Origin of the sequence: Streptomyces sp. NRRL B-24572 (genome assembly GCF_002156145.1) — a bacterium.
In the GTDB taxonomy this organism is placed as follows: domain Bacteria; phylum Actinomycetota; class Actinomycetes; order Streptomycetales; family Streptomycetaceae; genus Streptomyces; species Streptomyces vietnamensis.
Map to the genome: position 1 here is coordinate 1 of NZ_MWIG01000169.1, position 212 is coordinate 212.

Below are 212 nucleotides of genomic sequence, written 5' to 3' on the forward strand. Positions count from 1 at the left end.
GGTGGGAACGGCGGCGTGCCCCGTTGCCGCGGGCCTTGGGCCGATTTATCGTCCCAGCACGATTCGCGAGCAAGATCACAAAATGTGAAGGGGCCGCGACATGGTGGCGAAGAAGACCGCCGCGAAGAAGACCTCGGTCGCCGGTTCCACCGGTGCGGCCGGGGTCGCCAAGGACGTGGCCGGCAAGAAGTCGGCGGTCGACGGGAAGTCGG